This window comes from Actinomadura formosensis (assembly GCF_050948385.1).
GTDB classification, from domain to species: domain Bacteria; phylum Actinomycetota; class Actinomycetes; order Streptosporangiales; family Streptosporangiaceae; genus Spirillospora; species Spirillospora formosensis.
Genome location: NZ_CP192011.1, coordinates 1,627,902 through 1,653,019 on the forward strand (window position 1 = coordinate 1,627,902; position 25,118 = coordinate 1,653,019).

A 25,118-nucleotide genomic window follows, 5' to 3' on the forward strand; every position below is an offset into this window, starting at 1 on the left:
GCGAGGGGTGGATAGCCTCGTACCCATGGACAACGAGGTTCAGCAGGGGTTCGAGACCCTGGCCATCCACGCGGGGCAGGAGCCCGACCCCACGACGGGGGCGGTCGTCCCGCCGATCTACCAGGTCTCCACCTACAAGCAGGACGGCATCGGCGGGCTGCGCGGCGGCTACGAGTACTCCCGGTCGGCCAACCCGACCCGTACCGCGCTTGAAGTATGCCTGGCGGAGACGGAGGGCGGCGCCCGCGGGCTCGCGTTCGCGTCGGGGCTCGCCGCCGAGGACGCGCTCCTGCGCACGGTCTGCCGGCCCGGCGATCACGTCATCATCCCGAATGACGCCTACGGCGGCACCTACCGGCTGTTCGCGAAGGTCGCCGAGCCGTGGGGCGTCGCGTTCGACCCGGTTCCGCTGGGCGACATCGCCGCGGTGCGGGCCGCGGTCCGTCCCGAAACGAAGATCATCTGGGTGGAGACGCCGACGAACCCGCTGCTCGGCATCGCCGACATCGCCGCGCTCGCCGCCGTCGCGCACGAGGCGGGCGCGCTGCTCGCCGTCGACAACACCTTCGCCTCGCCGTATCTGCAGCGTCCGCTGCAACTCGGCGCGGACGTGGTCGTCCACTCGACCACCAAGTACATCGGCGGGCACTCCGACGTCGTCGGCGGTGCGCTGATCGCGGCGGACCCGGGACTGGGCGAGCGGCTGGCGTTCCACCAGAACGCGATGGGCGCCGTCGCGGGTCCGTTCGACTCCTGGCTCACCCTGCGCGGGATCAAGACGCTCGGCGTGCGGATGGACCGGCACTGCGCGAACGCCGAGAAGATCGTCGAGATGCTCACGCGGCACCGGTCGGTCCGGCAGGTCCTCTACCCGGGGCTGCCCGACCATCCGGGCCACGACGTCGCCGCCAAGCAGATGAAGGCGTTCGGCGGCATGGTCTCGTTCCGCATGGAGTCGGCGGAGGCCGCCGTCCGGGTGTGCGAGCGGACGAAGCTGTTCACGCTCGGCGAGTCACTCGGCGGCGTGGAATCGCTGATCGAGCACCCGGGCCGGATGACGCACGCGTCGGCCGCCGGATCGCCGCTGGAGGTGCCGTCTGACCTGGTCAGGCTGTCCGTCGGCATCGAGGACGTGGACGACCTGCGCCGTGACCTCAAGCAGGCGCTCGGGTGAAAATCAGCTGACCATTCCCCACCGGACTTGATCAAAACATCTATACTCGGCGCGCCAGGTTCGTAAAGGAGGGGCCCGGGTGCGCAAGGTACTGGTCTGTGGGGCGGCGTTCGCCGCGACATGTCTGGCCGCCGTGGCGGTTCCCGTGGGCGCCCACGCGGCCCCCCCGGTGCCGGGGGCGTCGTCCGGCCCGTCCGCGCCGCCGGCCGGGGAGCCCGGGACGGCGGCTCCCTCCGGCGAACCGCAGACCGGCGACTCCGGCTCGCAGTCGCCGTCGGCGTCCGCCACGACCCTGCCCGGGAACGGGCGGCCGGGCGCGGACGGTGAGCCGGACGGCACCGCCACGGCGCGGGCCGTCATGGTCACCCCGCAGCTGCCGAAGTTCCGCACCTACGCCTACGGCAAGGACGCCGCGCAGAAGATCGACGCCTACTGGCGGCAGGACGCGCGGCAGGCCGGGCCGCGCCCCGTGGTGCTGATCCTGCACGGCGGCTACTGGCTGCAGGGCGACAAGGGCGGCGGCTGGAAGTACTTCGCGCGGCGGCTGACCGAGGAGGGCTTCGTCGTCCTGTCGGCGAACTACCGGCTCTCACCCAAGGCGCACTGGCCCGCGCAGCGGGACGACTCCCTGGCCGCGCTCGCCTTCATCAAGAAGTACGCCCGGGTGTGGAACGCCGACCCGGCGCGCGTCGCCGTCGTCGGGTCGTCGGCCGGCGGCCAGCTCGCGACCCAGCTCGGCACGCTCGGCACGGGCACCCGGCAGGTGCGCGGCGTGGTCGCGCTGTCGCCGCCGAACAACCCGTACCTCGCCTACCAGGACGGCGCGAAGCCCGGCGCCACGCCCGGACAGCGCAAGCTGCGGCGGGCCGTGGTCGACCTGATGAACTGCGAACCCGGCGTCACGGTCGGCGCCGAGCCCGATCCCGAGACCGGTGCCGAGCCCGAACCCGGCACCGTGACGGGCGAGGTCTGCCTGCCCCTGCTGGACGACGCCAGCACCGTCACGCACGTCTCGCCCGGCGACGCGCCGATGCTGCTCATGCACGCGACCGGCGACTTCGTCCCGGTCACGCAGAGCACCGGGCTGGCGGCCGCGCTGCGCGCCGCGGGCGTCCAGGCGACCGTGAAGACGGTCGAGGGGCACATGCACGCGACGGACATGCTGAGCGACGAGCAGACCTACCCGACGATCGTCGGCTGGCTCAAGGGCCACCTGAAGCCGGGCGAGTAGCCCCGGCCCACGGGCGGGCGAGGCTCAGCCGTTCCAGACCATCAGGACGAGGATCGTCAGCCAGATCAGCGAGACGACGCCGGACATCGCCGCCAGCCGCCCGCGTTCCACCTGCGCGATCTCCGCGCCGGAGGCGGGGGCGGGCGGGGCCTGCGCGGTCTCGGTCTTCTCCGCGCCCTCGGCCGTCCGCGCGGCGGCGGGACGGGCCGGGACCGCCGCGCGTCCCTCCTCGGCCGCCGCGACCTCCAGCAGATGCGCGGCCTTGCGCTGGTCGCGCTCGATGATCAGCAGCAGCGCCAGCGCGACGACGAACAGCGTCATCGACACCGTCAGCCATATCTCCGCCAGATCGCCCTTGGCCAGTGCCAGCCCGAACAGGAAGATCCCGAGCGTGGCGAGGCCGTAGATCTGGGTGGTCCGGTGCAGGTACCGCACGACCGTGACGTTGCGGTTGCGGATGTAGCGGGGGGTGGACATGGTCGCGGCCGTCAGCGGCCCCAGCGTGAAGATCGCGAACCCGATGTGCAGGAACAGCAGCAGGCGGTCGGAAGTCGACATGCCCCGACCCTAGCCGCCTCCGGCGATGGATGCTCAGCGGCCGCGGCGCACCCGCAGATAGTCGCTCACCACGTACTCGCCGAGCCGTTCGGCGTCGGGCGCGAACACCCGGCCGCCGTTGCGCCGCGCGACCTCCTCCACGAACGACACGAGCCGCCGGTCCTCGGCGAGCATGAAGAAGTTCATGCAGGCGCCGCGCCGCGTCATCTTGTCGACCTCGGCGAGGGTGAGCACGAGCGTGTCGGTGGACGGCGGGTAGTCGAACAGCGAGCGGCCGTCCGGGCGCAGGTGCGCGGTCGGCTCCCCGTCGGTGACGACCAGGACGATCGGCTCGAAGTCGGGGTGCCGGTCCAGATGCCGTCCCGCGATCATCAGCGCGTGGTGCAGGTTGGTGCCCTGCACCATGTCCCAGTCGAGACCGGCCATCTCCTCGGGGTGCAGCACCCGCGCATAGTTGGAGAACCCGATGATCTGGATCGCGTCCTGCGGGAACTTGCTGGTCACGAGCGTGTGCAGGGCGAGGGTGGTCTGCTTGGCGACGGCCCACGTTCCGCGCAGCACCATCGAGTACGACAGGTCGACCAGCAGGCAGACGGCCGCGCCGGTGCGCCGCTCGGTCTCGTGCACCTCGAAGTCGTCCACGCCCAGCTTCACCCCGCCGGACGGCACCCCGGCGGGCCGCGGCACGCCGGTGATCTCGGTGACGTCGGCCGTGCCCGGCTCCGCGGCCTGCGCCGCCGCCGGACGGGGCACGAGCCCCGCGCCGCCTTCCATCGCGCCGCGGCGGATCGCGTTGCTCACCGTCCGGACGACGTCGAGCGGCTGCTCGTCCCCGAACCGCCACTCCCGGCTCGCCCCGGTCAGCTCCCCGGCCTGGCCCGCGTCCCGCTGGTCGTGGTCGCCCTGCCGGCCGGAGGTGAGCTGGGAGAACACCCGGCGCAGCGCGGTCTCGCCGAGCCGCCGCACCGCCTTCGGGGTCAGCTCCAGCTTGCCGCGGTTGCGCCGCAGGTAGCCCTGGCGTTCCAGTTCCTTCTCGACGCGGCGCAGCGCCTCCAGGTCGTCGACGGCCTGCCGGCCGAGCGCCCGCCGGACGGCGTCCTCGTCGATGTCGTCGAGCCGCGCGCCCGGATAGTCCTGGCCGAGCGCCGCCTCCAGTTCGCTCAGGTCGGCCAGTTCCGCGAGCGCGGTCGTGGCGTCGCCCATGCCGAGCGGGTCGTCGCCGGTCATCTGCTCGGGCCGGCCCCAGCCGAGGTCGGGACGGCGGGCACGCAGCGCGTCCCCGAGCCGGGTCATCTCCATGGCGAGGCCCGCGTCCTGCATGGCCTGCTCCATCAGCCCGGCCAGCTCGGCGCGCTGCTCCGGGCTGAGCGAGGCGAGCAGCCGGTCCATCGCGGCGGCGCGGCGGGCGAGGGAGTCGACCAGTTCCTCCAGGTCCTGCGGATCGTCGGGGAACATGTCCCCGTACTGGTCCATGAACCGGTCGAAGTCGTCCTGGGTGTGCTCGCCGCGCGCGTCGCGTTCCAGCATCTCGTTGAGCGCGGCCATCATGTCCTTGACCCGCCGCATGGCGGCCGGGTCCTGGTTCTCCAGGGCCTGCTTCATGCCCTGGAACTGCGCGTCCAGCACTTCGCCGCGCAGCAGGTCCTTCAGCTGCTCGAAGGTGCGGCGGGCCGCGCCGGACCGCCAGTCGTAGTCCGACAGCCGGCGGATCGCCTGGGAGGTGTCGGACGGCAGCGTGTCCAGCTCCGCCTCGCGCAGCCGCGCGTCATCGCCCGGATCGGGGAACAGCTCGGCCCGTTCCTGCCCGATCGCGGTGTCCAGCAGCGCGCGGGCCCGCTCCAGCGTGCCGTCCAGCCGGCCCCGGTCGCGCACCGCGCGGCGCCGCTCGCGCACCTGGCGGAGCATGTCGTCGAGCCCGCGGTGGCCCTGCGCGCCCGGCAGGCCGCGGCGCAGCAGCTCGCGCAGCGCGTCGTCCGGGCGGGTGCCGTCCAGCACCGCGTCGCCCACCGCGTCCAGGGCGTCGCGGACGTCATAGGGCGGGGCGAGCGGGTCGGGCCCGTCCTCGTAGGCCCCGTAGCGATATCGGCTCATCGAACCTCCTTGCGCGTGGAGACCGCACGTCCGGGCATCAGGTCCGGTAGGTGGCCGTCCCGTCGGAGCGTCCCTCGGCGACGTCCTTGGAGAGCCGCCGGGTGAGGAACAGCCCCTCCAGGGCGAACTCCAGCGCGGCCGCGGCCTGCCCGGGGGACTCCCCGCTCAGGCCGAGCCGTTCCATGATCTTGGCGAGGCCGGGGACCCGGCCGACGCGGCGCAGCAGCTCGGTCGCCGAGACCAGCTCGCCCGACTCGACGCGCTCGCCGGAGTCGAACTTGTCGAGCAGCCCGGACAGGTCGACGGGGCCCAGCGTCCGCCGGTAGGTTTCGGCGGTCGCGCGGCGCAGCAGATGCTCCAGCACCTCCTGCTCGCGGCCCTCTTCGCTGACCTCGAACTCCACCTTGCCCATCAGCGACGGCACGATCGCGGGCAGGTCGCAGACCCGCGCGACCGCGTGCTCCTCGCCGGTGATCGCGGCGCGGCGCACCGCGCCCGCCGCGACGGTCTCCGCGCCCGCGAGCGCGAACCGCGCCGACACGCCGGACCGCGCGTCCACCGCCGTCGAGTCCCGGACGAGCCGGGTGAACCGCCCGATCACCTCGATCAGGTGCTCGGGCACTTCGGCGGGCAGCCCGGCGAGGTCGGCGAAGTCGGACTCCTGCTTGATCAGCGCCAGCTCGGCGTCCAGTTCGAGGGGATAGTGGGTGCGGATCTCGGCGCCGAACCGGTCCTTCAGCGGGGTGATGATCCGGCCGCGGTTGGTGTAGTCCTCCGGGTTGGCGGACGCGACGAGCAGCACGTCCAGCGGCAGCCGCAGCGCATAGCCGCGGATCTGCACGTCCCGCTCCTCCAGCACGTTCAGCAGCGCCACCTGGATCCGCTCGGCGAGGTCGGGCAGCTCGTTGATGGAGAAGATGCCGCGGTTGGTGCGCGGGACGAGCCCGAAGTGCACGGTCTCCGGGTCGCCGAGCGTGCGGCCCTCGGCCACCTTGATCGGGTCGACGTCGCCGATGAGGTCGCCGACGCTCGTGTCGGGTGTGGCGAGCTTTTCGCCGTACCGGTCGTCGCGGTGCCGCCATTCGACCGGCAGGTCGTCGGCGAGCTCGGCGGCCAGCCGGCGGCAGCGCACGCACACCGGCGCGTACGGGTGGTCGTTGATCTCGCAGCCGGCGACCACCGGAGTCCACTCGTCCAGCAGCCCGGTGAGGGTGCGGATCAGCCGCGTCTTGCCCTGCCCGCGTTCGCCCAGCAGCACCAGGTCGTGCCCGGCGAGCAGGGCGCGCTCCAGGTGCGGCAGGACGGTGTCGTCGAACCCGAGGATGCCGGGGAAGCGCGGCTCGCCGGATCTCAGCCGGGCGAGCAGGTTCCGGCGGATCTCGGCCTTCACGGAGAGCCGGACGTGACCCGCGGTGCGCAGTTCGCCCAGAGTGGATTCACGTGGTGTGGATGGACGCACGCGATCGACACTACGTCGCCGGTGCGCCGAATCGCACCCTCCGGCCGCGGATTCGTGTGCGCCCGGAATTTCGCCCGTCTTGCCAGTTTTGCCGGTTTTCGACCCGTCTTGCCGGTGTTTGGGTGGACGGCGTACCGCGGGGGAGACTGGAAGTGTGAACGCAGCCGGTGAACGCAGTGAGGGAGGCGGTGCCGATGGCGCGATTCGGTGATGGCCTGGCCCTCGGACCCGATCTGTCCAGCGCCGCCACGTCGGCGGTCGAGCAGGCGCTCGCCCCGCTCAGCGCGGCGCCCGATCTGGTGTGCGTGTTCGTCACCGGGGACGACCCCGACGAGATCGAGGCGGCGGTGCTGGCCGCGGAGCAGGCGGCCGGGCCCACGATGCTGCTCGGCTGCAGCGCGTCCGGGGTGATCGGCGCCGGCCGCGGGGTGGAGGAGCGCGGCGCGGTCAGCGCGTGGGCGGCGGTGCTGCCGGGCGCGCGACTCGACGCGTTCCGGCTGGAGGCGCTCAAGGCCGACGACCGCCTCATCGTGGTCGGCATGCCGGAGGGGCAGGACGACGACGTCGTCGGCGTGCTGCTGGCCGACCCGTACACCTTCCCGATCGACGCGTTCGTCGAACGGTCCGACGAGGCACTGCCGGGGCTGCCGCTGGTCGGCGGGCTCGCCGAGGGCAGTGGCGCCGCCGAGGGCGGGCGCGGCGAGGCGCGGCTGTTCGTCGGCGGCGAGATCTACCGGGACGGCGCGGTCGGCGTGGTCATCGGCGGGCCCGTCGCCGCCGCCACGGTGGTCAGCCAGGGTGCCCGCCCGATCGGGCCCGACATGGTGGTGACGAAGGCGGAGGAGAACGTCCTCTACGAGCTGGCGGGCGTCCCCGCGCTGGAGAAGCTGGAGCAGATCGTCCTCGGGCTGCCGGAGGAGGAGCAGGAGCTCGCCGGCCGCGGCCTGCTGATCGGCGTCGCGATGGACGAGTACGCCCACGAGCACGAGCGCGGCGACTTCCTCGTCCGCGGGGTGGTGGGCGCCGACACCGACAGCGGCGCCATCGCGATCGGCGACGTGGTGGACGTGGGCCGCACCGTCCGGTTCCAGGTCCGGGACGCGGGCGCCGCCGAGGAGGACCTCACCGCGCTGCTGGAGCGGTTCGATCTCGTGCCGGTCGAGGGTGCGCTGCTGTTCTCCTGCAACGGGCGCGGGCAGGCGATGTTCCCCGACTCCGACCATGACGCGAAGGTCCTCGACCGCGCGTTCGGCCCGGCCGGGGTGGGCGGGTTCTTCGCCGCCGGCGAGATCGGCCCGGTCGCCGGGCGCAACCATGTGCACGGATACACCGCGTCCATCCTCGCGTTCGGCCGGGCCGGGGACGCTTCTTGAGCGCGTCCCCCGTCCTCGCCGTGGACATCGGCGGGACGAAGCTCGCCGCCGCACTGGTCGATCCCCGCGGGTGCGTCACCGCCGCCGGCCGCGTCCCGACCCCGAACCGGCCGGGTGTGGACGGTGAGGAGCTGTGGCGGGCGCTGGAGGCGCTGCTCGGCGATCTCGTCGCGGGCGCCGGTGACCCGCCGCTCGCGGGCGTCGGGGTGGGCTGCGGCGGGCCGATGACATGGCCCGCCGCCGAGGTGTCCCCGCTGAACATCCCGGCGTGGCGGGGCTTCCCGCTGCGGGAGCGGCTCCGCGCCCGGCACCCCGGCCTGCCCGTCCGCATCCACAACGACGCGATCTGCGTGGCGGTGGCGGAGCACTGGCTCGGTGCGGGACGCGGGCACGGCAACGTCCTCGGCATGGTCGTGTCGACGGGCGTCGGCGGCGGACTCATCCTCGGCGGGCACCTGGTCAACGGCGCCAGCGGCAACGCCGGGCACATCGGGCACATCGTCGTCGAGCCGGACGGGCCGCCGTGCGGCTGCGGCGGCCGCGGCTGCCTGGAGGCGATCGCACGCGGCCCGGGGCTGGTCGCCTGGGCGCGGGAACAGGGCTGGCGGCCCGGCGCCCGCGGCGCGACCGGTGTCGAACTGGCCGCCGACGCCCGCCGCGGCGATCCGGTCGCCGGTGCGGCGCTGCGCCGCGCCGGCCGCGCGATCGGCATCGCGATCGCGTCGGCGACGCACCTGTGCGATCTGGAGATCGCCGCGATCGGCGGCGGCCTCTCCCAGGCGGGCCCGCTGCTGTTCGACCCGCTGGAGGAGGCGTTCCGCACGCACGCCCGGATGGAGTTCGCGCGCCGCACCCGCATCGTCCCCGCCGCCCTCGGCCAGCAGGCCGGGCTCGTCGGCGCCGCCGCCCTCGTGCACGCCCAGGACCGCTACTGGAGTGCGGGGTGAGCGCGGCGGGTGCGAGGATCGGGGAATGCAGGATCCACGCATGACCTCCGTCACCGTCGACGACGTCCGCGCCGCCCGCGAGCTGCTCCGCGCGGTGGCCGTCACCACCCCCCTCCTCGCCTCCCGGGTCCTGTCCGAGCAGATCGGCGGCCCGGTCCTGCTGAAGTGCGAGAACCTGCAGCGCACCGGCTCGTTCAAGACCCGCGGCGCGTACGTGCGGATCGCCCGGCTGAGCGAGGCCGAGCGGGCCGGCGGCGTCGTCGCCGCCAGCGCCGGCAACCACGCCCAGGGAGTCGCGCTCGCCGCGTCCATGCTCGGCTGCAAGGCCACCGTGTTCATGCCGGTCGGCGCCCCGCTCCCCAAGATCGCCGCGACCCGGGGCTACGGGGCCGAGGTCGTGTTCCCCGGCCCGACCGTGGACGACTGCCTCATCGCCGCGCAGAAGCACGCGGACGAGTGCGGTGCCGTGTTCATCCATCCGTTCGACCATCCCGACGTCGTCGCCGGGCAGGGCACGATCGGGCTGGAGATCCTGGAGCAGTGCCCGGACGTCCGGACGATCGTCGCGCCGGTCGGCGGGGGCGGCCTGATGTCCGGCGTCGCGGCGGCGGCGAAGGGCGCGGTGCGGGAGACCGGTGACCGGGAGATCAAGCTGCTCGGCGTGCAGGCCAAGCGCGCGGCGGCCTTCCCGGTCTCGCTCGCGGCCGGGAGGCCCACGCAGGTCGAGATCGAGCCGACCATGGCGGACGGGATCGCGGTCGGCCGTCCCGGCGAGCTGACCTACGCGATGTTCACCGAACTGGTCGACGCCGTCGTGACGGTGACCGAGGAGTCCATCTCGCAGGCGCTGCTGCTCTGCCTCGAACGCGCCAAGCAGGTCGTCGAGCCCGCCGGCGCGGCCGGGGTCGCGGCGCTGCTGGAGCACTCGTACGCGGTCGAGCCGCCCGTGGTGGTGCTGCTGTCGGGCGGCAACATCGACCCGCTGCTGCTGTCGAAGGTGCTGAGGCACGGGCTCGCGGGCGCCGGACGGTACCTCGTCGTCCGCTGCCGGCTGAAGGACCGTCCGGGCGCCCTCGTGACCCTGCTCGGCGAACTCGCCGACCTGGGCGTCAACGTCCTGGACGTGATGCACGAGCGCGTCGCGGCCCGGCTGCACGTCGAGGAGGCCGAAGTCCTCATGCACCTGGAGACGCGCGGCGCCGACCACTCCGAAGACGTGATCGGACGCCTGCGCGAGAAGGGCTACACCCTCACCCTGAGCTGACCGTCACAGGGACGGCTTGCCCTCGGAGTAGAGCCACGCCTTGGCCCAGTCGTCCAGGTCCTTGTGCGAGAGACGCTCGGCGAAGCGGACGAAGTCCGCCGTCGACGCGTTGCCGTAGCGGTAGGCGGCCGGCCACTCCTTCAGCAGCCGGTGGAAGGCCGCGTCGCCGATCGTCTTGCGCAGGACGTGGACGGCCATCGCGCCGCGGTCGTAGACGAGCCCGTCGAAGATGTGGTCACGGCCCGGGTCGGCGACCTGTCCCTTCCACAGGCCGTCGCCCGCCGGGGTCGCGTACACCTCGTCGAAGCTCTGCTGGACGGGTGTGCCGTCGGCGTGCTCCGCCCACAGCCATTCGGAGTACGTCGCGAAGCCCTCGTTCAGCCAGATGTCGGCCCACTTCGCCGGCGACACCGCGTCCCCGAACCACTGGTGACCCAGCTCGTGTGCGAGGAGCCCGGCGCGCGGGATGGCGCCCGGCCGGCGTCCGAGGTCGTACACCGGACGGCCCTGCGTCTCCAGCGCGTAGCCGACGCCCGCCTTGACCACGATCCCGCCCGTCGAGGTGAACGGGTAGCGGCCGTAGACCGACGACTGGAAGTCGGTGACCTCACCGGTCTGGTCGTGGAACTTCTTCGCGTCGTCCGGCTTGATGGCCATCGCCTGGTCGGTGGCCGTCAGGTTCGGGATGCCCGACTCGGTCCGCCCGGCGCGGACGTCGTACCTGCCGATCGCGAGCATGGCGAGTTCGCTGGCCATCGGGTTGCGGACGTCCCAGCGCGTGGTCGTCCAGCCCCGCAGGGTCCGCTTGCCGCGCAGGTCGCCGTTGGCGAGCGTGGTCAGACCCTGGGGCGCCGTGAGCGTGAACGTGTACGTCGCCTTGTCGGTCGGGTGGTCGTTCACCGGGTAGACGGTGGCGGCGCCGAACGGCTGGTTCAGCATCACCGCGCCGTCGGGCGTCGGCACCCAGCCGGACGTGCCCAGCGTCGCGTCGTCGATCGTCTGCGGGACGCCCGAGTACGCGACCGTCACCGTGAAGGTCCGGTCCTTCCGCAGCCCCGTGCGCGGAGTGATCACGAGCTCCTGGGCGCCGGTCCGCGTGTAGGACGCCCCGTGCCCGTCCACCCGCAGCGAGGAGATCTTCAGCGGCCCGAGGAAGTCCAGGTTGAACCGGGACAGGTTCTGCGTCGCCCGTGCCCTGATCTTGGTGACGGCCTGGATCCCCTTGGTGCCGGGGTCGTATTTCAGGCCGATGTCGTAGTGGGCGACGTCGTAGCCGCCGTTGCCCATGTCGGGGAAGTAGGGATCGCCGGCGCCGGGCGCGCCGGGGGTGAACGTCGCGGTGGTGGCGCCCGCGGGCGCGGCGGTCACCGCCAGGCTCGCGGTGACGCCCAGCGACACGGCGGCCAGGACTCGTGGTGCTCTGCTCATCGACCTCGTCCTCGGTTACCTCGGTAAGCCGTCACTACCGTGATCAAGACTTTCCTGTGAGCCGGGGTCGGTACAAGCGCGATTTGGTATCGAATTTGTTCGACCGAAAGCTTTTCGTGACCCGCGGCCACCGAGGACGGACGATCAGACGGTCATTTGGCCGGACGGCCCCTCTTATACAGCCAGGCGTCGAAGAAGCCGTCGAGGTTCTTGCCCGACACCTTGTTCGCCAGCGCGATGAACTGTTCCGTCGTCCCGCTGGAGTGCCGGCGCTCCTTCGTCCACGCCTGGAGGATCCGGTAGAAGGCGGCCTCGCCGACCCGGCCGCGCAGCGCGACGAGCGTCATGCCGCCCCGGTCGTACACCGAGCGGCCGAACATCTGCCTGCGTCCCGGATTGCCCGGCGGGACGTCCCACAGCTCCCGTCCGCCCAGCGAGCCGTACGCCTCGTCGAAGTGCTCCTGGACGGTCTGGCCGCCGGACTTCTCGTCCCACAGCCACTCGGCGTAGGTCGCGAACCCCTCGTTCAGCCAGATGTCCTGCCACCGGGTGAGGCCGACGCTGTCGCCGAACCACTGGTGCGCGAGCTCGTGCGCGACGATCGTCGGCTGCAGGCCGAACGCCCCGTACACCGGGCGGGTCTGCGTCTCCAGCGCGAAACCGACGTCGGCGTTGTCGATCAGCCCGCCGGTGGAGGAGAACGGGTACGGGCCGAACAGCTTCGACCACTGCTCGGTGATGTCGGCGTTCAGCCGGTGGAACTGGTCGAGGTCCACGGCGGGCACCGACGGGTCGACCGCGGTGATGACCGGGACGCCGCTCGGCGTCTTGCCCGTCCGCACCCCGAACCGGCCGACGTCGACCGTCGCCAGATAGGTGGACATCGGGCTCTTGACGCGCCACTTCGACGTCGTCATGCCGCGCTGCGCGACGGGGACGATCCCCGGGCCGTCCGTGGCCGGGCCTCCGGTGGGCGGCGTGCCCGGCGGCAGCGGCGTCCCGCCTCCGGTCCCCTCCAGCGGTGTCTCGGGCTCCCCGTTGGCGATCACCGTCAGCCCCTGCGGGACCGTGATCTCGAAGTCGAACGTGGCCTTGTCGCTCGGATGGTCGTTGCTCGGGAACCAGGTGTGCGCGCCGCTCGGCTGGCACGCCACGAACACGCCGTCGGAGGTGCGGATCCAGCCGTACCGGCCGAGCACCGGGTCGGACACCGGCCGCGGCGTCCCCGAATACTCGATCACCGCGGTGAACTTCGCGCCCTTGCGCAGGGGCTTGGCCGGGGCGACCTCCAGTTCGCTGCCGCCACGCTGCTGCCGCGCCGGCCGGCCGTCCACCTTGATGGACGTGACGTCCAGGCCGGTCAGGTCCAGGTTGAAGCGGGCGAGCTGCTCGGTCGCGGTCGCGGTGATCGTCGCGGTGCCGGCGAGCTGGTTCGCGCCGTCCGGGGTGATGGTGAGCTTCAGCCCGTAGTGCTGGACGTCGTAACCGCCGTTGCCGTCACCCGGCACGTAGGCGTCGCCCGCGGTCGTCGGTCCCGCCGGCCCGGTCACCGCGCCCTTCGGCGATTCGCCGGGGCCGTTCGGGTCGTCGTCGCCGAGGGGGACCTGGCAGGCCGCGGTCAGCGAACCCGCGACGGCGAGGGCGGCCAGCCCCGCGACACCACGGACGGCCCGCGGACCGTGCGGGCGGGGACTGGGGAGGTTTCCGGCCATATGCACCCGCCCAGCCTGCCCGGACCGAGCCCCGCGGGCAACTCGGATGCCGGCCGGCTCCCGGGTCAGCGGTAGTCGTAGGGGTTGGGGAGCCGGGGGTCGGCGGTGACGACCACGGTGTGCGCCACCTTGCAGTGGAGGGCCTGCTTACGCGGGTCCCAGAGGATCCACGCGATGTCGATAAGGCCGATGCAGCCGCAAATGCCGCCCAGGACGCCGTAGAACGCCGCGCGTCCGAGGGCCTGGCCGTTGGTGATCGCCTGCCCGTTGTCGTCGCGGACGACGCGGATGCGCAGCAGCATCTTGCCGAGCGTCTGCCCCCACTTGGCGTGCATCAGCCAGAAGTAGAGGAACGCCAGGACGATGCTGATCGCGTTCGTTCCCACCTGGGCGCCGCTGTACATCGAAGTGCCGGGCTCCGGGTTGATGACGCGGTTCCAGTTGACGAACGGGATCGAGATGAGGCCCGTCACGATCCCGATGATGATCAGGTCGATGACGCCGGCGCCCAGCCGCGCCCAGCGTCCGGCGAGCACGGCGGAGGGAGCGCCGTATCCGGGCCGACCTCCGTACGGCTGCTGCCCATAGGGCTGCCCGTAAGGCTGCTGCTGCCCGTAAGGGGGTTCGCCGTAGGACGGCCAGCCGCCGTAGGGCTGCCCTTCGTGCGGTCCCGGCCGGTTCTCCTCCGGCTCTCCCCCGGACGCGGGGTCTCTCGGCGGTTGCGTCATGTCGTCAAGGTGGCCATGCCGCCGCCGTCCAAACCTCGCCGCGCCCGGGAGGACAGAAATGCTCACCCGCGGGTGATCAGAACTTGCCGGGGTCGCCAGGGCCGGGCGCGGGGGCGTACGGGTTCGGCGTCCAGGGCGTCGCCTTCACCACCATCGTCTTGGCCACCTTGTCGTGCAGGGACTGGCGCCGCTCGTCCCACAGGATCCAGGCGTTGTCGATCAGGCCGACGAGCCCGAGGATGCCGGCGGCGGGCGTCAGGAAGTTGAGTACGACCGTGACGATGGTGATGGCGTACACGAACGCCTGCCTGGCGATCGCCTGACCCCACGTCACCGCGGAGTAGTCGGCGGCCTTCACCAGCCGGATGCCGAACGCCTTCTTGCCGAGCGTCTGGCCCCATTTGGCGTGCAGGACGGTGAAGTACGCGAAGCCCAGCACGAAGACGATCAGATACCCGGTCAGCAGCCGCGGGATGTCGTACAGCTCCAGCGGGTCGGTGATCGGCTCGCCGGACGAGACGGACTCCTCCATCTTGTCCCAGCGGATGGAGAACAGCGCGGCCGGCACGGCGGCGATGCTGAGGAGGACGCTGTCCAGGATGGCGGCGCCGAGGCGGGCGGGGCGGCCGGCCACCGCGTCCTGCGGGCCGCCGGGGACGCCGTAGCCGGGCAGCGGCGGCGCCATGGGCAGGGGACCTCCCGGCCGGCCGTACCCGGCCGCGGGCGGGGGACCGCCGTAACTGCCCTGGTACGGCGGCGGACGTTCGGGTGAGGCGGGCGCCTCGGCGGCGGGGGCCTGCGGGGCGGGGGCCTCCTGGGCGGGGGTGTCCCGGCCGGTGACCCGGGGGTCGGGGGCCTGCCATTCGCCGTCCGGGGGCCGGGGGGTGTGGGGCGGTTCGCTCATGCCCCCACAGTGTGCCGGTAACCTGCCGCGGCCGGTGAGCCGGAAGGCGTCCGGCCTCGGACGCGGGCCGCGTCCGAGGCCGGATCCCGGGGTCCGGGCGGGCGTCACAGGTTCCCGCGCCGCTCCTGCTCCCGCTCGATCGCCTCGAACAGGGCCTTGAAGTTGCCCTTGCCGAAGCCCAGCGAGCCGTGCCGCTCGATCAGCTCGAAGAACACGGTCGGCCGGTCCTGGACGGGCTTGGTGAAGATCTGCAGCAGGTAGCCGTCCTCGTCCCGGTCGACGAGGATGCGCCGCTTCTGCAGCTCCTCAATCGGCACCCGCACCTCGCCGATGCGCTCGCGCAGCTCGGGGTCCTCGTAGTACGAGTCGGGGCTCTCCAGGAACTCCACGCCCGCGGCCCGCATCCGGTCGACCGAGGCCAGGATGTCGCCGGTGGCGAGCGCGATGTGCTGGACGCCCGGACCGCCGTAGAACTCCAGATACTCGTCGATCTGCGACTTGCGCCTGCTCTCCGCCGGCTCGTTCAGCGGGAACTTCACCTTGCGGGTGCCGTCCGCGACGACCTTGGACATCAGCGCCGAGTACTCGGTCGCGATGTCGTCGCCGACGAACTCCGCCATGTCGGTGAAGCCCATGACCCGGTGGTAGTAGTCGGCCCACTCGTCCATGCGCTCGACGTTGCCGACGCAGTGGTCGACGGCCTGGAAGAACCGCTTCTGCGGCGGCTCCACGATCGGGCCGGCCGGCTCGAACCCCGGCAGGTAGGGGCCGGTGTAGTGGGCGCGGTCGACCAGCGAGTGCCGCGTCTCGCCGTAGGTGGCGATCGCCGCGATGGTCACCTTGCCGTGCTCGTCCTCCAGGACGTGCGGCTCCTCCAGGCCCGTGGCCCCGTTCGCGAGCGCGTGCCGGTAGGCGTGCTCCACGTCGGGGACCTCGATCGCGAGGTCGACCACCCCGTCACCGTGCTCGGCGATGTGCCGGCCGATCTCGGTGCCCGCCTTCACCGGGCCGCGGAACACGAACCGGGCGCTGCCCGACTCCAGCACGTGCACCGCCTCGTCGGGGCTGCCGTTCTCCGGGCCCCGGTAGGCGACCCTGCGCATCCCGAACGCGGTCGAGTAGTAGTGGGCGGCCTGTGCGGCGTTGCCGACGGCGAAGACGACTGCGTCCATACCCTTGACCGGAAACTCATCCATGCCACCCAATCTCGACATACGGCTACAAGCTGCGCAAGAGCGGCGTAAAATGCTGAACAATCTGTACAGTAGAAGTTGGCATGGACCCGTATTCCGGTACAACGTGACCACGGTCACGGGAGGTGGCGTGGCGATCGACGACCTGGACGCCCGGCTGATCGAGATGTTCGCCGCCGAACCGCGGGTCGGCGTCCTGGAGGCGTCCCGGCGGCTCGGCGTCGCGCGCGGCACCGTCCAGGCGCGGCTCGACCGGCTGGCCCGCGACGGCGTCGTGTCCGGCTTCGGCCCGGAGATCGACCCGGCGGCCCTCGGCTACGGCGTGACCGCGTTCGTCACCCTGCAACTGCGCCAGGCCGGCGGGCACGACCCGGTCGCCGCCCGCCTCGCGCAGGTCCCCGAGGTGATCGAGGCCCACACCATCACCGGCCCGGGCGACATGCTGTGCCGCGTCGTCGCCCGCAGCAACACCGACCTCCAGCGCGTCATCGACGTGCTCGTGGACGTGGCGGGCGTCGAACGCGCGTCCTCGGTGATCTCCCTCGCCACCCAGATCCCCTACCGCACGCTCCCCCTGGTCAAAGCCGCCGCCACCGGCTAGCACGAAAAAACCGCCGGACGGGCCGAGACCCGTCCGGCGGTTCACTCTTCCGCGGCTACCTCAGCCACGCGACAACCTGAAGGCACGCTGTCTTTAACCCCAGCCGCCCGACAACCCGGGCGTTGCGATCGCGTCCGAAGGCAGGTTCAAGCGGAGCGGGAACCTGATCGCGCAGCGAGCCCCCAGGCGAGCCGGAGCGATGCCAGCGATCGCCGCGTTGCCCGTTGAAGGAGGGCCCCCAGGGCCCGACGCCGAGGGCGACGCAATCAATACAGCCGAGGGCTACGCCGTTCCGTACGCCGTCGCGTCGAGGATTTCCACGGTCATGGCGCGGCCGTTGGGGAGGTTGTAGGTGGCCTTCTCGCCGACCTTCTTGCCGTTGATGGCGGCGCCGAGGGGCGACTTGGGCGAGTAGACGTCGATGGGGGCGCCGACCTCCTCGCGGGAGGCGAGCAGGAAGGTGACCTCCTCGTCGTCGCCCTCGAAGGAGATCGTGACGGTCATACCGGGGCCGACGACGCCATCGGTGCGCGGAGCTTCCCCGACGCGCGCGTTCTCCAGGATGCTCTGGAGCTGGAGGATCCGGCCCTCGATCTTGCCCTGTTCTTCCTTGGCCGCGTGGTAGCCGCCGTTCTCGCGCAGGTCGCCCTCCTCCCGCGCCGCCTCGATCTTCTGAGCGATCTCGATGCGGCCCGGGCCCGACAGGTGCTCCAGCTCAGCCTTGAGCCGGTCGTACGCCTCCTGCGTCAGCCAGGTGACGTTGTCAGCGCGGGTCTCGGTCACGGGTACTCCTCATCCACATGGTGCGATCCTCACCCGCCCACGCGGGTGGGTGTCACATCGACATGAAGTGCGGCCGGGTGAAACCTCTAGCCTATCCGGTGTGTGCGGGTAAAGGTTCCCTGAACTCGGCGTCCGCAATCCGCCAAACGTGGCTCGTCGTTCCCCCGGCGCATGGGCGGTTTCGGGTGGTCCAGCCCGGTCATGCCTTGCTCATGCCTTGCGGCAGTCATGGATCCGGGCGCCGGTGGCACGCCGCGGTGTCGTCAGCGTCTCTGTCTCCTTGACGCTGGACTTCCCTGCCGGGACGGAGACCTCCTTCTTCGCGAGGATCGCGAAGTCGGTGTCGTAGGCGTCCACCGTGCAGCGCACGTCGTCGCCCTTGGCCTTGGCCACCGTGAAGGTGATCTTCACCGAGGTGTCGGTGATGTCGTAGGCGATCGTCTGCGGGACGATCCCGGGGGTCTGTCCCGTGTGCGCGGCGAGGATCCCCATCCCGACCGCCATCAGCGCCGACAGCAGCCCGACGACCACCAGCCCGAACCGGCCGCCCCGCCGGGTCCCGGCGGGCGCCGCTGTTTTCGACACGCTCGTCGTCATGGCGGGGAATCTCCGTGCGGTGGGCGGACGTTGTCAGGGACAATTCTCGTCTGTGCCGGCGCGTGCCTCGAACCGGGGGCCGCAAAGTGAGTCCCGAGAGGAAGAACCGTGTCCGAGGTCATCGACGGTACGACGCTCGACCGGCAGTGCGGTGGCGATGGGCCGCTGCGGCTCATGGCGGTGCACGCCCATCCCGACGACGAGTCCAGCAAGGGCGCCGCCACGATGGCCAGGTACGTCGCGGAAGGCGTCGAGGTCCTCGTCGTCACCTGCACGGGCGGGGAGCGCGGCGACATCCTGAACCCGGCGATGGACCGCCCGGAGATCAAGGCGGACATCGGCAAGGTCCGCGAGGCGGAGATGGCGCGGGCCCGCGAGATCCTCGGCGTCGAGCAGCGCTGGCTCGGCTTCGTCGACTCCGGCTTCCCGGAGGGCGACCCGCCGCCGCCGCTGCCGGAGGGCTGCTTCGCGCTGGAGCCGCGGGAGACCGCGGCCGAGCCGCTGGTGCGCGCCGTCCGCGACTTCCGTCCGCATGTGATGCTCACCTACGACGAGAACGGCGGGTACCCCCACCCCGACCACGTGAAGTGCCACGAGGTGTCGGTCGAGGCGTTCGAGGCCGCGGGCGACCCGGAGCGCTACCCGGGCACGGGCGAGCCCTGGCAGCCGCTCAAGCTCTACTACCACATGACCTTCAACAAGGGACGCATCCTTGCCCTGCACGCCGCCATGGAGAAGGCCGGCCTGGAGTCGCCCTACGCCGACTGGCTGAAGCGCTTGGAGGAGGAAAAGCGCCCCAAGTGGGAGGTGACCACACGCGTCCCGTGCGCCGACCACTTCGAGACCAGGGACCGCGCCCTGCTCGCCCATGCCACCCAGATCGACCCCGACGGCTTCTGGTTCGTCGTCCCGATGGACGTCCAGCGCGAGGCATGGCCGACCGAGGACTACCATTTGGCCAGGTCCCTCGTCGATACCGAGGTGCCGGAGGACGACTTGTTCGCCGGTATCCGGGAGAAGGTGTGTCTGTGATGTCTCCGCTCATCGCCTTGCCGCTGAACGATGACACGGTCAGTCCCGGCTTCCTCGGTTTCGGGGTCTTCCTCGCCCTGCTGGCCGCGACGGTCTTCCTGATCCGCTCGATGAGCAAGCAGATGAAGAAGATCCAGGCGCCTCGCGAGGAGGACCTCAGGCAGCAGGAATGGGAACGCACCCAGGCGAAGAAGAGCGGCGCGGCCACCGGGCCCGACGGCGACGACGCCTGACCGCCGGCCGGGCGCGGGCCCCGTGCCCGGCCGGTTCGATCCGGCCGCGTCCGGGGAGGACCCCGACGTGCGCGCGAACTTCGAGGACGCCTACCGGGAGCTCGACCCGGCGGCGGCCCGGCTGCTCCGGCTGCTGAGCCTGCCGCCCGGTGACGAGTTCGGGCCCGCGGCGGCCGGCGCCCTCGCGGGCGTCCCCGGGACCGAGGCCCGCGAACTGCTGGAGACGCTGACGGCACGCGGGCTCGTCACGGCGTCCGGCGACCGGTTCCGGCTCCCCGAAGCGGTGCGCGGCCACGCGCGGCGGCAGGCCGACCGTGCGGAGACCGAGGCGGAGCGGAACGCCGCGCTGCACCGCCTCCTCGACCACGCCCTCGCCTCCGCGACCGCGGGCGGCGAACCCCGGAGCCTGGCTCTGCTGGACCGCGAACGCTGGTCGGAGGCGGCCGAGGTGCTGGAGGAACGCCTCCGCGACACCGAAGCCGGCGGTGACCCGTACGAGATCCTGCCGGCCCGCCACGATCTCGCCCGCGCCCTGGTCAAGACGGACGAACTGGAGCGCGCCATCGAACTCCTCGGCCCGCTCCCGGGTGAGTTCGCCGCCCTCCCCGAACCGGACCAGCACAACCGCGCCCGCGCCCTGACCACCCTGGGCGAGGCGTACCTGCGCGCACACCGCCCCGTTGCGGCCGTCAACTTCTTCGGGCAGGCCCTGGAGATCCACCGGAAACGGGGCGCCGCCGGCGACCAGGCCGCCATGTTCGTCCGCATGGCCGACGCCGCCCGGCAGCGCGCCGACCGCGCCGCCGAATACGCCGCCCTGCTCCGCGCGATGGACCTGTGCGGCCCACCGCCCCCCGGCACGTGACCACTACACCTTGCGGTGGTCCCAGCTGACGATGCGGTCGGGTTCCATGACGATGAGGACGCGCTTGGCGAGAGCCTGCTCGATGCCCTCGGCGATGACCGGGTCGACGGGTTCGCCGATCTCGGGGACGGGGAGGCCCGCCATGCGGGAGCCGACGACCATGCCGACCTTGCTGCGGGGGCCGGGGTCCTCGACGATGAGGCCGCGGCCGTAGAGGGCGACGCCGCGCAGTTCGTTGTACTCGACGCCGTCCTCCACCAGGCAGGTCATGGTGGGGTTGCGGCGCAGGTTCACCACCTTCTGCGACGACTTGTAGGTGGTGAAGGCGATCTTGCCGTCGAGCAGCGCGTAGAACATCGCGACGAGGTGCGGTTCGCCGTCCTTGCCGATGGTGGCGACCTGGACCTTGAAGTTGTCGGCGAGATAGGACGCCACCTCGTCCGGCGTCATCTTGATCTTGTCGCGCTTGCTCCCGGCCAACGGGCTCTCCCTTGTTCGCCTGTATCGCGCACAGAATAACCAAGCGCTTGCCCGCCGCCTCACCCGACACCATGGAGGGATGTCGGTTCGCGAACTCGTTGTCCTCGGCTCCGCCAGCGCGGTGCCCACCAAGGCCCGCAACCACAACGGGTACCTGCTGCGCTGGGACGGCCACGGGGTGCTGTTCGACCCCGGCGAGGGGACGCAGCGGCAGATGGCGCACGCGGGGGTGTCGGCGAACGACGTGACGTGGATCTGCGTGACGCACTTCCACGGCGACCACTGCCTCGGCGTGCCCGGCATCGTCCAGCGCATCGCGCGTGACGGCGTCGAGCATCCGGTGGACGCGGCGTTCCCGGCGAGCGGCCGGCGGTACTGGGAGCGGCTGCGGCACGCGGCCGTCTTCCGGGACACCGGCGTGATCCGCGAGCGGCCCGTGTCCGGCGAGCGGATGCCGCTCGACACCGGCGACGCCCCGTTCCGGCTGGTCGCGCGGAGGCTGTCGCATCCGGTCGAGGCGTACGGGTACCGGCTGGAGGAGCCCGGCGGCCGGACGATGCTGCCCGCCGAACTCGCCGCCCGGGGCGTCCGGGGGCCGATGGTCCGGCGCCTCCAGGAGGAGGGCCGGGTGACCGCGCGGAACGGCCGCACGGTCACGCTTGAGGAGTGCAGCGTCCCCCGGCCCGGGCAGAAGGTCGCGTTCGTCATGGACACCCGGCTCTGCGACGGCGTCCGCGAACTGGCCGACGGGGTGGACATGCTCGTCATCGAGTCGACGTTCCTGCACGAGGACGCCGCGCTGGCCACCGAGTACGGCCATCTCACGGCGGCGCAGGCGGGCGCGGTCGCGGCTGAGGCGGGCGTCCGGCACCTGGTCCTCACGCACTTTTCCGAGCGGTACCGCGCCGAGGACGAGCACCGCTTCCTGGACGAGGCGTCCGCCGTGTTCAGGGGCCGCCTGTCCCTGGTCCACGACCTTGATCGGATTCCGCTGCCGCCGCGCCGCGCCGGCCGGGGAAGTGCAGCGGCGGCCCGATCGGGCAGGATCGGGACATGAACCGGCTCAAGGACGCGACCAGCCCGTACCTGCTCCAGCACGCCGGCAACCCGGTGGACTGGTGGGAGTGGAGTGACGAGGCGTTCGCCGAGGCCCGGCGGAGGGACGTCCCCGTCCTCCTTTCTGTTGGATATGCCGCTTGCCACTGGTGCCACGTGATGGCTCATCAGTGCTTCGAGGACGATGAGACCGCGCACGTCATGAACGAGCGGTTCGTGAACATCAAGGTGGACAGGGAAGAGCGGCCGGACATCGACGCCGTCTACATGGAGGCGACCCAGGCCATGACGGGCCAGGGCGGGTGGCCGATGACGGTGTTCATGACGCCGGAGGGGCTCCCGTTCTACTGCGGGACGTACTTCCCGCGAGCGCAGTTCCGGGCGCTGCTGCAGGCCGTGCACAAGGCGTGGACGGAGCAGCGCGACGAGGTGGTGGGGCAGGGGCGGCAGGTCGTCGCGGCGCTCACCTCGCGCGGGTCCGGCCTGGTCGGGACGCAGGTGCCCGGGGAGGAGGCGCTCGCGCACGCGGTGAAGGTGCTCGCCGGGTCCTACGACGCGGTGCGCGGCGGGTTCGGGGGCGCGCCCAAGTTCCCGCCGTCGATGGTGCTGGAGTTCCTGCTGCGGCACCACGCGCGGACGGGGAGTGAGGAGTCGCTCGCGATGGCGTCCCACACCCTGGAGGCGATGGCCAGGGGCGGGATGTACGACCAGATCGGCGGCGGGTTCGCGCGGTACTCGGTGGACGCGCAGTGGGTCGTCCCCCACTTCGAGAAGATGCTCTACGACAATGCGCTTCTGGCGCGGGTCTACGCGCACTGGTGGCGGCTCACCGGGACGCCGTTCGCCCGGCGCGTCGCACTGGAGACGTGCGACTGGATGCTGCGCGACCTGCGGACGGACGAGGGCGGTCTCGCCTCGGCCCTGGACGCCGACAGCGAGGGCGTCGAGGGCAAGTACTACGTGTGGACGCCGGAGCAACTGCGCGAGGTGCTCGGCGAGGAGGACGGCGCGTTCGCGGAGGGCCTCTTCGAGGTGACGGGGACGTTCGAGCACGGGACGTCCGTCCTGCAACTCCTGGGCGACCCGGCGGACACCGAACGGTACGAGCGCGTGCGGACGGCCCTGCTGTCGGCGCGTGCGCACAGGGTTCCGCCCGCGCGGGACGACAAGGTGGTGGCGGCGTGGAACGGGCTCGCCATCGCCGCGCTGGCCGAGTGCGGCGCCCTGTTCGACCGGCCCGACCTCGTCCGGGCGGCCGAGGAGGTGGCGCGGCTGCTGCTGGACGTGCACGAGCGTGACGGGCGGCTGACGCGGACGTCCAGGAACGGGACGGCGGGCGAGAACGCGGGCGTCCTGGAGGACTACGCCGACGTGGCCGAGGGCCTGATCGCCCTGCACGGGGTCACCGGCGACCCGCATCATGTGCGGATGGCCGGCGCGCTGCTGAACACCGTCCTCGAACGGTTCGCCGACGGCGGCGGCGGGTTCTACGACACGGCCGACGATGCGGAGCGGCTGTTCCGGCGCCCGCAGGACCCGACCGACAACGCGACGCCGTCCGGGCAGTTCGCGGCGGCGGGGGCGCTGCTGTCGTTCGCCGCCCTCACCGGCTCGGACTGGCATCGGCTGGCGGCCGAGGGGGCGCTCGCCCTGGCCGGGACGCTCGCCGACAGGCACGCGCGGTTCGCGGGCTGGGGGCTGGCGGTGGCGGAGGCGCACGCGGCGGGCCCGGTGGAGGTCGCGGTGATCGGTGATCCCGGCGACGAGCGCACCGGGGCGCTGCACCGGACGGCCCTCATGGCGGTCGTGCCGGGCGCGGTGGTGAGCGTCGGCGGCCCGGACGCGGAGGGCGTCCCGCTGCTGGAGGGACGCGGCCTGGTGAACGGCGCCCCCGCCGCGTACGTGTGCCGGGGGTTCGTGTGCCGGCTGCCGGTGACGACTCCCGCCGAGCTGGCCCGCGAACTGCGGCGGCAATTGGACTGATGGTCCACTTTGTGACAGCGTGACCTTGATCTCGTTCCCGTCTGGTGTTACCAATGAGTAGACGAGGCGGAACTGACCCGATGGGGTGCGGCGGACGAGGGTGCCGGATGGCGTGCCGGGTATCTGGACGGTGGCCGGCCATCTGAGTCATAGTCGAGTCCGGGGCACGGTCGGGAACCCGTGCAGGGCGACCTTTCGAGGAGTGTGGCAGTGGGAAAGCCGAACCGCCGGGTCCTACCGACGATCATCGGCGTTTCAGTGCTCACCACCCTCGCCGCCAACGGCGCCGTCCTCCTCGCGCATGGCGGCACCCCGGCGGACGGCCGGCCGGACGAGAAGCGCGCCCAGTACGTGGCCGCGTCCGGCAGCACCGGCCTGTCGCCGTCGGCGGTCGCGCCGCTCGGCAAGCGCCTCTCCCCGCACGTGCTGGTGGCGGCGCCGTCCACGCTGCCGGCGGACGTCGTCCAGAAGGTCCGCGGCGCCAGGGGCGTGCAGGGCGTCGAGATCGTGGACGCCGTGCAGGGCATGGTCGCGGGCAAGCGGGTCGGGTTGATGGGCGTGAACCCGTCCACGTTCCGCAACTACACCCCGAAGCCGACCGCCAAGTCGGACGCGCTCTGGCGCAACATCGCGTCCGGTGACGTCGCGATCTCCTTCACGATGGGCAGCGACGGCGGCGTCGCGCTCGGCAGCCAGGTGCCGGCCGGCGGCCGGCGGCACCAGTCGCAGCTGCGCGTCGGCGCGTACGCGACGATGGGCATCGGCGACGTCGACGCGGTGATCTCGCACGCCACCGCGCAGGCCCTCGGGATGCCGAGCGGCAACGCGATGCTGATCAGCGTCCCGAAGACGAAGCCGAAGGCGTTCATCAAGAGGCTGCGCAAGGTGCTGCCGAAGAACGTCAAGGCCGTCGCGGTGAACCCGGAGATCGACTTCCCGAAGACCGGGGACGTGCCGGCCGCCGGCGGCCGGGTGATGACGGCCAGGCAGGTGCGGACGGTGATCCGCGCGGCCTACACGCGGCTCGGCTGGCCGTACGTGTGGGGCGGCGAGTCCGAGGCCGAGGGCGGCTACGACTGCTCCGGCCTGATGCAGTACGCGTTCGGCAGGGCGGGCATCCGGCTGCCGCGCGTCGCCGCCGACCAGGCCCGCGCCGGCTGGGTCATTCCCTACAGCAAGGCCGAGCCGGGCGACATGCTCATCTGGGCCAACGACCCGACCGCCCCCGGCTACATCTCGCACATCGCCCTCTACCTGGGCGGCGGCAAGATGATCGCCGCGCCGCGCCGGGGCACGGTGGTGCAGGTCCAGGACGTCTACACCCGCAACATGCGCGGCGCCGTCCGCGTCAGCCCGGGGACCGCCGCCCGGGTCGCCGCCGCCATCGGTGGCTGACCGGCGCAGGCGGGCTTCCAGGGGGCACCCC

The 25,118-nt window shown here is 72.2% G+C and carries 23 protein-coding genes; 12 read left to right on the forward strand and 11 right to left on the reverse strand.

Annotated features, from left to right (window positions below):
* The first annotated feature begins 25 nt into the window (after positions 1-25).
* A complete protein-coding gene (locus ACQP1N_RS07665) occupies positions 26-1,174 on the forward strand; it encodes a cystathionine gamma-synthase (protein ID WP_067799915.1) in 1,149 nt (382 codons plus the stop codon).
* 79 nt (positions 1,175-1,253) lie between these two features.
* Positions 1,254-2,405 carry an alpha/beta fold hydrolase gene (locus tag ACQP1N_RS07670; protein WP_433229982.1) on the forward strand — a complete coding sequence of 384 codons (1,152 nt, stop codon included), beginning with the start codon at positions 1,254-1,256 and terminating at the stop codon, positions 2,403-2,405.
* 24 nt (positions 2,406-2,429) lie between these two features.
* On the opposite strand, the gene ACQP1N_RS07675 is transcribed toward ACQP1N_RS07670, so the two are convergent.
* The 3 genes from ACQP1N_RS07675 to ACQP1N_RS07685 are packed head-to-tail and all read right to left on the reverse strand — an operon-like array spanning position 2,430 to position 6,513.
* Positions 2,430-2,963, reverse strand: coding sequence for a hypothetical protein (locus ACQP1N_RS07675; protein WP_433229985.1), 534 nt, complete (start codon positions 2,961-2,963; stop codon positions 2,430-2,432).
* A 33-nt stretch (positions 2,964-2,996) separates the two neighbouring features.
* Positions 2,997-5,054 (reverse strand): vWA domain-containing protein, encoded by a 2,058-nt coding sequence (locus ACQP1N_RS07680; RefSeq protein WP_067799909.1) that lies wholly within the window; start codon positions 5,052-5,054, stop codon positions 2,997-2,999.
* A gap of 37 nt (positions 5,055-5,091) precedes the next feature.
* On the reverse strand, positions 5,092-6,513 hold the full coding sequence (locus ACQP1N_RS07685; protein WP_174548861.1) for a sigma 54-interacting transcriptional regulator: 1,422 nt from the start codon (positions 6,511-6,513) through the stop codon (positions 5,092-5,094).
* A 194-nt stretch (positions 6,514-6,707) separates the two neighbouring features.
* Between ACQP1N_RS07685 and ACQP1N_RS07690 the strand changes: the two genes are divergently transcribed.
* The 3 genes from ACQP1N_RS07690 to ilvA are packed head-to-tail and all read left to right on the forward strand — an operon-like array spanning position 6,708 to position 10,097.
* Complete coding sequence (locus ACQP1N_RS07690) at positions 6,708-7,886, forward strand: FIST signal transduction protein (protein ID WP_067799906.1); 1,179 nt, start codon at positions 6,708-6,710, stop codon at positions 7,884-7,886.
* A complete protein-coding gene (locus ACQP1N_RS07695; protein WP_433229990.1) occupies positions 7,883-8,833 on the forward strand; it encodes an ROK family protein in 951 nt (316 codons plus the stop codon). The genes ACQP1N_RS07690 and ACQP1N_RS07695 overlap by 4 nt, the downstream gene beginning before the upstream one ends.
* A gap of 40 nt (positions 8,834-8,873) precedes the next feature.
* Positions 8,874-10,097 (forward strand): threonine ammonia-lyase, encoded by a 1,224-nt coding sequence (ilvA, locus tag ACQP1N_RS07700; protein WP_067799900.1) that lies wholly within the window; start codon positions 8,874-8,876, stop codon positions 10,095-10,097.
* A 3-nt stretch (positions 10,098-10,100) separates the two neighbouring features.
* Here the strand turns inward: ilvA and ACQP1N_RS07705 are convergent, their stop codons facing one another.
* From ACQP1N_RS07705 to hppD, 5 genes are all read right to left on the reverse strand, one after another.
* Positions 10,101-11,525 (reverse strand): M1 family metallopeptidase, encoded by a 1,425-nt coding sequence (locus ACQP1N_RS07705; RefSeq protein WP_433229994.1) that lies wholly within the window; start codon positions 11,523-11,525, stop codon positions 10,101-10,103.
* Between the two features lie 152 nt (positions 11,526-11,677).
* On the reverse strand, positions 11,678-13,237 hold the full coding sequence (locus ACQP1N_RS07710; protein ID WP_067799894.1) for a M1 family metallopeptidase: 1,560 nt from the start codon (positions 13,235-13,237) through the stop codon (positions 11,678-11,680).
* A 65-nt stretch (positions 13,238-13,302) separates the two neighbouring features.
* Complete coding sequence (locus tag ACQP1N_RS07715; RefSeq protein ID WP_433229998.1) at positions 13,303-13,965, reverse strand: RDD family protein; 663 nt, start codon at positions 13,963-13,965, stop codon at positions 13,303-13,305.
* Positions 13,966-14,041: 76 nt separating this feature from the next.
* Positions 14,042-14,869 (reverse strand): RDD family protein, encoded by an 828-nt coding sequence (locus tag ACQP1N_RS07720; RefSeq protein WP_433230001.1) that lies wholly within the window; start codon positions 14,867-14,869, stop codon positions 14,042-14,044.
* Between the two features lie 104 nt (positions 14,870-14,973).
* The gene (gene hppD / locus ACQP1N_RS07725; protein WP_433230004.1) at positions 14,974-16,041 is read right to left on the reverse strand and encodes a 4-hydroxyphenylpyruvate dioxygenase; all 1,068 of its coding nucleotides are present in this window, start codon (positions 16,039-16,041) and stop codon (positions 14,974-14,976) included.
* A 151-nt stretch (positions 16,042-16,192) separates the two neighbouring features.
* On the opposite strand from hppD, the gene ACQP1N_RS07730 reads away from it, so the two are divergent.
* Positions 16,193-16,663 (forward strand): Lrp/AsnC family transcriptional regulator, encoded by a 471-nt coding sequence (locus tag ACQP1N_RS07730; protein WP_207394048.1) that lies wholly within the window; start codon positions 16,193-16,195, stop codon positions 16,661-16,663.
* Positions 16,664-16,945: 282 nt separating this feature from the next.
* Here ACQP1N_RS07730 and greA read toward each other — a convergent pair whose 3' ends face one another.
* Positions 16,946-17,446, reverse strand: coding sequence for a transcription elongation factor GreA (greA, locus tag ACQP1N_RS07735; protein ID WP_067798978.1), 501 nt, complete (start codon positions 17,444-17,446; stop codon positions 16,946-16,948).
* Between the two features lie 210 nt (positions 17,447-17,656).
* Positions 17,657-18,043: a DUF4307 domain-containing protein gene (locus ACQP1N_RS07740; RefSeq protein ID WP_067798975.1), complete on the reverse strand. Its 387-nt coding sequence runs from the start codon at positions 18,041-18,043 to the stop codon at positions 17,657-17,659.
* Positions 18,044-18,217: 174 nt separating this feature from the next.
* Between ACQP1N_RS07740 and mca the strand changes: the two genes are divergently transcribed.
* Genes mca through ACQP1N_RS07755 form a run of 3 tightly spaced genes read left to right on the forward strand, consistent with a single transcriptional unit; the run spans position 18,218 to position 20,173 of the window.
* Complete coding sequence (gene mca, locus ACQP1N_RS07745) at positions 18,218-19,075, forward strand: mycothiol conjugate amidase Mca (RefSeq protein WP_067799008.1); 858 nt, start codon at positions 18,218-18,220, stop codon at positions 19,073-19,075.
* Positions 19,075-19,308, forward strand: a complete 234-nt coding sequence (locus ACQP1N_RS07750) for a hypothetical protein (RefSeq protein ID WP_433230009.1) — start codon at positions 19,075-19,077, stop codon at positions 19,306-19,308. Before mca ends, ACQP1N_RS07750 begins: the two co-directional genes overlap by 1 nt.
* A 22-nt stretch (positions 19,309-19,330) precedes the next feature.
* Positions 19,331-20,173, forward strand: coding sequence for a hypothetical protein (locus ACQP1N_RS07755; RefSeq protein WP_433230012.1), 843 nt, complete (start codon positions 19,331-19,333; stop codon positions 20,171-20,173).
* A gap of 3 nt (positions 20,174-20,176) precedes the next feature.
* Here the strand turns inward: ACQP1N_RS07755 and ACQP1N_RS07760 are convergent, their stop codons facing one another.
* A complete protein-coding gene (locus tag ACQP1N_RS07760; RefSeq protein WP_131732638.1) occupies positions 20,177-20,653 on the reverse strand; it encodes a pyridoxamine 5'-phosphate oxidase family protein in 477 nt (158 codons plus the stop codon).
* Positions 20,654-20,732: 79 nt separating this feature from the next.
* On the opposite strand from ACQP1N_RS07760, the gene ACQP1N_RS07765 reads away from it, so the two are divergent.
* From ACQP1N_RS07765 to ACQP1N_RS07775, 3 genes are all read left to right on the forward strand, one after another.
* A complete protein-coding gene (locus ACQP1N_RS07765) occupies positions 20,733-21,710 on the forward strand; it encodes a ribonuclease Z (RefSeq protein ID WP_067798970.1) in 978 nt (325 codons plus the stop codon).
* A complete protein-coding gene (locus tag ACQP1N_RS07770) occupies positions 21,707-23,692 on the forward strand; it encodes a thioredoxin domain-containing protein (RefSeq protein ID WP_067798967.1) in 1,986 nt (661 codons plus the stop codon). Before ACQP1N_RS07765 ends, ACQP1N_RS07770 begins: the two co-directional genes overlap by 4 nt.
* Positions 23,693-23,902: 210 nt before the next feature.
* On the forward strand, positions 23,903-25,087 hold the full coding sequence (locus ACQP1N_RS07775) for a C40 family peptidase (protein ID WP_067798964.1): 1,185 nt from the start codon (positions 23,903-23,905) through the stop codon (positions 25,085-25,087).
* Positions 25,088-25,118 lie beyond the last annotated feature (31 nt).